Genomic DNA, 6,471 nt, shown 5'->3' with positions numbered 1-6,471 from the left:
GGTTGAACTGGGGACTGGGGACTGGGGACTGGGGACTGGGGACTGGGCAATACGGTTCGGATAAGCAGGGGAGGCAGGGGAGGAAAGAGGGTTATTGTTCAGTGATTCTTCTCTCAAGAATAGCTTCTCTTCTCCCCCTGCAACACCAGCTTGTGTCAACCAAGAAATTCTTTAACGGAACGGTATTGAGGGACTAGGGACTAGGGAAAAGTTTTCCAATGCCCAATCCCCAGTACCCAATCCGTATTTCAAAATTGCAGAGTATGTCTCTTACCATCATCTTGGAAACGTTGCTCTCCAACCCCAACAAGTTCTACAATCACTTCACGCGATGGAGGTGTCCATTTCCCAACTCTTGCTCCAATTTCCACTACTGTTTGGTTAGTCTCTGTAAATACGCTTATATTTGTTAGCGAAAAATTTTTATCTTGATACTCGTTTGTCTGTCCATCATCTTCAAATAGCTGATACTCGTTATTACCAGGCCAAATGCGTAATCGGATTTCGTCGAGTGGCGCTTGATCAACGTACTGTCTGACAGGTTGCATGGGAACGATCGCACCGCTACGGACATATAGTGGCATTCTTTCCAGTGGTGCATGAGCAAGAATGTGAATCGGGCCTTCATAATGCTCACCACTCCACCAATCATACCAAGTGCCGGCGGGTAAATAGACAGCTCGATGCTCAACTCCAGGGCGGTAAATTGGTGCAGCCATCAGCGACGCACCTAGCAGTACTTGATCGTAGAGGCTATAGGTTTTCGGATCGTTAGGGAAATGGTATAATAATGGTCTTAAAATCGGTGCGCCTGTTGTTACCGCTTCCCAGAAAAGAGTGTAGATGTAGGGAAGTAGTTGGTAGCGTAAATTAATATATTCTCGACAGATATTTTCAACGCGATCGCCAAATACCCAAGGTTCATGACGAGCAGTAGACATTGCCGAGTGACCGCGCATCATTGGGTAAAGCATTCCTACCTGCATCCAGCGAGCGAATAATTCAGCTGTGGCGTTACCAGCAAACCCGCCAATATCGCAACCCACAAACCCCACACCCGAAAGTCCCATATTGCAAAGCATCGGCAGAGACATTTCTAAATGCTCCCACAACGATTGGTTATCTCCCATCCACACAGAAGACCAGCGTTGCACACCAGCATAACCCGATCGCGTTAACACAAACGATCGCTCAGAGCCTCGATGCCGTTCCAACCCTTCATAGGAGGCTTTAGCCATCATCAACCCATACAAGTTATGCACTTCCGTATGAGTCACATCAATTCTTAATTTTGAATTTTGAATTTTGAATTTTGAATTTTCTCCCTCTCCCCCCTGCGGTGCATCTAGCGGAAACCAAATTTTCTCACCTTCATCACCGAAGGGGCGATTATTTATAGCAGGTTCATTCATATCATTCCAAATTCCTGCCACACCAACATCGGTTAAGCTTTTGTGTAAATCAGCCCACCAGTTACACACATCAGGACGTAAAAAGTCAGGAAAAACAGCTTTCTCAGGCCAAACGTAGCCGTGGAACAACGTACCATCAACTTTACGCACAAAATAGTCGTTTTCTAATCCTTGGTCAAAAACGTGATAATTGCCTTCTGGTTCATATTTCACACCGGGATCAATGATTGTGACTGTTTTGAAACCATCCTGTGCTAAATCACTGATGAGTTTTGCCGCGTTGGGGAAACGCTGAGGACTCCAAGTAAACACCCGATAGCCCCGCATATAGTCAATATCCAAGTGGATAACATCGCAGGGAATGCGGCGTTGACGAAATTCCTTTGCTAGTTCCCGCACAACGGTTTCTGATTCGTAACTCCAGCGACATTGATGATAACCTAGCGCCCATTTCGGCGGTAATGGCATTCTCCCAGTTAGCTGAGTGTATGTATCCAGGATTTGGGCTGGTTCGGGGCCGTAGATAATGTAATAATCCAATTCACCGCCACGAGTTTCCATCTTCCAAATACCTGGTTGTTCAGCACCGATATCGAACTGACTCCAAAAAGTGGTATTGAAAAAGATGCCATAGCTTACCTGAGGGCGCAAAGCCATAAAAAATGGAATTGCCTGGTACATTTCATCAGTCAGTGCATCATAATCTAAGGAATCCGTTGTCCAGTTGGTTTTTACTTGGCTGAGTTTATCCAGAAAGCCTGTGCGTTCACCAAAGCCATAGAAATGTTCATCGGCTGCAATTTCCTTCCACCCTGCAACTGCGCCCATCCGCCAACCCATTCCCATCTCTGCATCTTGGGCAAAGGGACGGTTATCTTTATCGAAACAGGCGATGCGACACTTTTCTCGCTGGACGCACACACGAATCTCTGCTGTTTCAATTTCTACCGTTGTTTCAGTTTCCTGGACTGTAAAAGGTGTTGTCGTCCATTCTGCATCATCCAGCGTCACTGCCCAAGAACGGCGGGGCATAAATTCCCCAGTTTGTGCAAAACGCACGCGGATTAAATTGGGAGCAAGTACGCTGATGGTGAGGCGTGAGTCGCCACAGTCAAAATTAATAATATTATTGTCCCAGGTTACAGCTTTTACATTGCTAACTGTTGTCCAAGGTTGGTTAGTAGTGGGTAGTTTTCCGAAATATTGCGGCATATCAATTATTCAGCAGGTTAATACTTGTCCGCATTTCATGATTACAGAGATACTTAGTCTCAAACTCTTTCTTTCGCTATAAGTTGGGTGAAAGATTAGTAGATATTTTTACCAGAAGTGGTTTTTGTAATGCACAAGTTTGTGTCGTTACCACACTAAATACAGCATTTGATTAATTTGTAGCGAATTAAATTTAACAATACCCTGCATTGTTAATGCATTGGCTTACAATGGCCAATGCGAGGGCTTGCATTGTTAATGCATCGGCTTACAATGCCAATGCGAGGGCTTGCATTGTTAATGCGTCGGCTTACAATGCTAATGCATCGGCTTGCAATGCTAATGCATCGACTTGCAATGTTAATGCGTTCCCCTGCATTAAAAACGCTACACGATTTTACGCAAAACTGTACTAAGTTCTCTCCTTAAAAACATTTACAGCGTTTTGCAACTCGGTGACATCATACTTCTGCCTGCTTTATAGCGGTTCCCATTCAGATGCGGTACAACATTATATTGCGAGGTGTAGGGGGTGTTCTGTGCTGTGCCCCTACGGGTGTACCTCATGGAAACGAGAACCGCTATAAGCCAAGTTACTCTGTATCCTGCGGCTGCTCGTTTAATGACTTTAATGCATCTAGACTACAACGCAAACGCGGCTTGTCAGGGTCAGTCAAATCTAGCTTGTCCCAAGGTACTGTATAACCACCGTGGATTTTGTGCGCCCCCAGTAGATGCAAAATTCCTAACCCAATTGTCCAAGCGGATAACCGTTCTAACACGGCAGCATAACCGATAAGATATTCCTTAACAATCCATTCTTCGCCTTGTTGTTCGGCGCGTACTTCCTCAATGCGTCCGACGGCTTTACCAGTTGAGTCTAATACTGGTTTACTCAGCAGTAATTCTAGATGAATTTCACGAGTTGTCATTATCCCCCTCCTGGAATTCGGGCGATGATGCGATCGCGCAGCCATTTTTCATAGCCTAAAGCTGGTGTTGCTTCAGCTTCAACATCGACTTCCACATCAATACCAATATCCCGCACTTTTGACCACGGAATCCGAAACGGTTGACTTTGTTTAGCACCCCATTTAGCTGCAATTGCTCCTACCAAACCTGCCAAACGCGGATTTAGCCGTTTGGTAAGGGTTGTTACTCCTACTTCAATATAAGCAAGTCGTGGTGGTTGGCCGTCTTGCAACTCCATCACAATGCCATCAACTTTACCCATTTTGCGTTGATTGCGGTCAACTAATTGATTATCAAGAACATCTCTGATAACATCCATTTCCTACCCTCCAATAATTTCCAGTGGAATAGCAACGATCGCTAGCACAAATGTCAGCGCAATTGTAAAAATGACAACGCTGTTACTAATCCAGCCGTTGCGATACTTGCCGACGTATAATTCATCGTTCATCAAAACCAAAAAAGGTATAATTACAGGCGGCAAAATCACTGCTGTAATTGCCATTGAAAACAAAGTTAATTGCAATGGATCAATACCAAATACCATCAGTAATGAGGCGAGAAAAACAAACACGGTGTAGACTAAACTAAAGCGTGCAGCATCTTTTGGTTTAAGGTTTTCACCCCAATTCCAACCAAAAGCTTGAGCCACAATATAGGCTGTGTCGAGGCTTACCTCCAGTGCTGCACCAAAGCAAGCAATCCCTAAAGATGCCGCAAATAGCACAAAGCCCCAGTAACCAAAGGTTTCTGTCAACATCAGCGCCGCCTGTTCATAGCTATCAACCTGGATACCTTTGGGACCGAGTACCAGTGCTGCTACAATCAACACTCCCAGCGATACGATACTACCAAAGCCCATCCCCAAACCAGCAACAGCGCGATTTACACCGATATACCCTTCATCCCACTTATCTTCTACTGCACCAGATGAGTAGAAATAAAACAAGTACGGGCTAATCAATGCTCCTAGTATGCCAACGGCAAGGTATAAGTAATGTGCGGTGTCTTGTTGTGGCAGAGTTGGCAATAAACCAGTACCAATTTTTGTCAATGATGGATGCAGCTTAAAAGTAGCGACGACAAATGCTAGAGTAATTAATCCGAATAAAGAAACACCGTTTTCAATTAATCCAAATGTCCCTTTCCAAAGTAGCAACCAAATTGCAAAGGCTACGGGTAAAGCAAACCACTGGAAACTAATGCCTGTTACTAATTGCAGGGCGATACAAACACCGCCAATCTCAGCAGCTAAAACCAGAAAATCAACGACAATTTCTGCAACTAGTGGAATGATATAAAAGTTGAACCCAAATCGTTCTCGCACCGCCGCAGCTAATGTATGTTTGCTAACGGCTGCTAAACGTCCAGACATTTCCACCAGAAAGATTACACAAATTGTCCCTAAGACAAACGCCCAGATTAGTTGGAAGTTATAGGTAGATCCAGCTTCCGCAGCAGTAGCGATCGCACCTACATCTAAAAAGCCGCCGATACTGGTAACAATACCAAGGGCGATTTCCAAAATTTTATTCATTGGTTTGCCCTGCTACTTTTCTTAACTTGTTTAGCGATCGCTTTTCTGCGGCTAATTCTCCAAGTTTTTGCTGTACCTCTGAACGATTTTTTTCTGCCACAGCCCTGGACATTTCCTCTGTTTTATTTGCTAACTGTAAAACTTCAGCCAATAGTACTGATTTATCATGTTCACTTACATCTTTAGATAACTTTATTTCGTCTATTTTCTCTTTTTCCTTTCGCAGTTCTTCCGTGGCTCTTTTTAATGTTTGTTCAGCATATTTCTTGGGCACAGCACCGCGTATCCAAGCATCACCAACCATATTTGCTGTTGCTACCCAAGAAGATACACTTTGTGTTTCTTTGTCCATATCTTCTGCGGAAGTTTTACCACTGCAAGAAGCTAACAATGTCAGCATTAATAAACAATTAATTACACATCCTAATTTACCAGGCTCTGGCATTTATAGATTCTCCATAGCCAACAAGAATATATGTTTTTCATCACCTTGGCAACAGTGTACATCTATCCATACATAACTTTTGTTATTGGTGCAAAAGTGCCTCGTGGTTCTATTCCTAAAGCGCTTTATTGGGATACCCTCGACCCCTACCACTACGTAAGATTACAAAGCATTGACCAACAATATGATGTATTAATTGTTGGAGGCGAAGACCACAAAACCGGATAAGCTGACGATGCCGATGCCCGCTATGGCAGACTCCAAACGTGGACGCGAGAACGTTTCCCGATAGCACAGGAGATTTTATTTCGCTGGTCGGGCCAGGTAATGAATTCTGATGATGGTATTGCATACATTGACAATAACCCCTTTGATGAGGAAAACGTTTACATCGTAACTGGTGATACAGGCATAGGAATGACCCACGGCACGATCGCGGGGAACTGTTAACTGACTTGATTTTAGGGCGAAATAATAGCTGGGCAGAGCTTTATGAGCCATCACGTGTAAGAATTGGTGGAATCGGTGATTTTATCTCTGAGAATCTCAACGTAGCTGCCCAGTATTTAGAGTGGGTAACACCAGGCGATGTTGATTCCGTTGAAAAAGTTCCTCCCGGTACAGGTGCAGTGGTGCTACGTGGTTTGACAAAAGTCGCAGCTTACCGAGATGAAAACGGCACACTGCACGAACATTCTGCAATCTGTACTCACCTTAACTGTATCGTCGCCTGGAATTCCTCAGAACAGACCCGGGATTGCCCATGTCACGGTTCGCGGTTTGATACGCAGGGAAAAGTAATCAACGGCCTAGCGATTAATGGGCTGACACCATTGGAAAACAAGTAAAAAGTGGAGACTATAGCTTTAGTCTAACTCGAAATAACTGCTTAA

8 protein-coding genes are annotated in these 6,471 nt (G+C 44.3%); 3 read left to right on the top strand and 5 right to left on the bottom strand.

Annotation, left to right across the window (positions count from 1 at the left end):
• Positions 1-248: 248 nt before the first annotated feature.
• The 5 genes from ACFFAP_RS13035 to ACFFAP_RS13015 all read right to left on the bottom strand — a co-directional run bounded on the left by ACFFAP_RS13035 (position 249) and on the right by ACFFAP_RS13015 (position 5,578).
• Positions 249-2,624 (bottom strand): glycoside hydrolase family 31 protein, encoded by a 2,376-nt coding sequence (locus ACFFAP_RS13035; RefSeq protein ID WP_375511616.1) that lies wholly within the window; start codon positions 2,622-2,624, stop codon positions 249-251.
• A gap of 593 nt (positions 2,625-3,217) precedes the next feature.
• A complete protein-coding gene (locus ACFFAP_RS13030; RefSeq protein ID WP_375511615.1) occupies positions 3,218-3,556 on the bottom strand; it encodes a hypothetical protein in 339 nt (112 codons plus the stop codon).
• Complete coding sequence (locus tag ACFFAP_RS13025) at positions 3,556-3,915, bottom strand: hypothetical protein (RefSeq protein ID WP_375511614.1); 360 nt, start codon at positions 3,913-3,915, stop codon at positions 3,556-3,558. Before ACFFAP_RS13025 ends, ACFFAP_RS13030 begins: the two co-directional genes overlap by 1 nt.
• 3 nt (positions 3,916-3,918) lie before the next feature.
• Positions 3,919-5,133: an NRAMP family divalent metal transporter gene (locus ACFFAP_RS13020; RefSeq protein WP_375511613.1), complete on the bottom strand. Its 1,215-nt coding sequence runs from the start codon at positions 5,131-5,133 to the stop codon at positions 3,919-3,921.
• Positions 5,126-5,578: a hypothetical protein gene (locus ACFFAP_RS13015; RefSeq protein ID WP_375511612.1), complete on the bottom strand. Its 453-nt coding sequence runs from the start codon at positions 5,576-5,578 to the stop codon at positions 5,126-5,128. Before ACFFAP_RS13015 ends, ACFFAP_RS13020 begins: the two co-directional genes overlap by 8 nt.
• A 30-nt stretch (positions 5,579-5,608) precedes the next feature.
• Between ACFFAP_RS13015 and ACFFAP_RS13010 the strand changes: the two genes are divergently transcribed.
• From ACFFAP_RS13010 to ACFFAP_RS13000, 3 genes are read left to right on the top strand one after another with little or no spacing between them, the layout of a single operon-like run.
• Positions 5,609-5,806 carry a hypothetical protein gene (locus ACFFAP_RS13010; protein ID WP_375511611.1) on the top strand — a complete coding sequence of 66 codons (198 nt, stop codon included), beginning with the start codon at positions 5,609-5,611 and terminating at the stop codon, positions 5,804-5,806.
• A gap of 60 nt (positions 5,807-5,866) precedes the next feature.
• Complete coding sequence (locus ACFFAP_RS13005; protein WP_375511617.1) at positions 5,867-6,028, top strand: hypothetical protein; 162 nt, start codon at positions 5,867-5,869, stop codon at positions 6,026-6,028.
• Positions 6,029-6,033: 5 nt separating this feature from the next.
• Positions 6,034-6,426, top strand: coding sequence for a Rieske 2Fe-2S domain-containing protein (locus ACFFAP_RS13000; protein WP_375511610.1), 393 nt, complete (start codon positions 6,034-6,036; stop codon positions 6,424-6,426).
• Positions 6,427-6,471: the final 45 nt, after the last annotated feature.

The organism is uncultured Nostoc sp. (genome assembly GCF_964245575.1).
Taxonomy (GTDB): domain Bacteria; phylum Cyanobacteriota; class Cyanobacteriia; order Cyanobacteriales; family Nostocaceae; genus Nostoc.
The sequence above is the reverse complement of the archived record's forward strand: the minus strand, read 5'-3'. Positions and strand labels throughout refer to the sequence as shown.

Excerpts from the sequence above, each read along its gene's own strand:
- ACFFAP_RS13035 (WP_375511616.1), bottom strand. The coding sequence starts at position 2,624 with ATGCCGCAATATTTCGGAAAACTACCCACTACTAACCAACCTTGGACA.
- ACFFAP_RS13030 (WP_375511615.1), bottom strand. The coding sequence starts at position 3,556 with ATGACAACTCGTGAAATTCATCTAGAATTACTGCTGAGTAAACCAGTA.
- ACFFAP_RS13025 (WP_375511614.1), bottom strand. The coding sequence starts at position 3,915 with ATGGATGTTATCAGAGATGTTCTTGATAATCAATTAGTTGACCGCAAT.
- ACFFAP_RS13020 (WP_375511613.1), bottom strand. The coding sequence starts at position 5,133 with ATGAATAAAATTTTGGAAATCGCCCTTGGTATTGTTACCAGTATCGGC.
- ACFFAP_RS13015 (WP_375511612.1), bottom strand. The coding sequence starts at position 5,578 with ATGCCAGAGCCTGGTAAATTAGGATGTGTAATTAATTGTTTATTAATG.
- ACFFAP_RS13010 (WP_375511611.1), top strand. The coding sequence starts at position 5,609 with ATGTTTTTCATCACCTTGGCAACAGTGTACATCTATCCATACATAACT.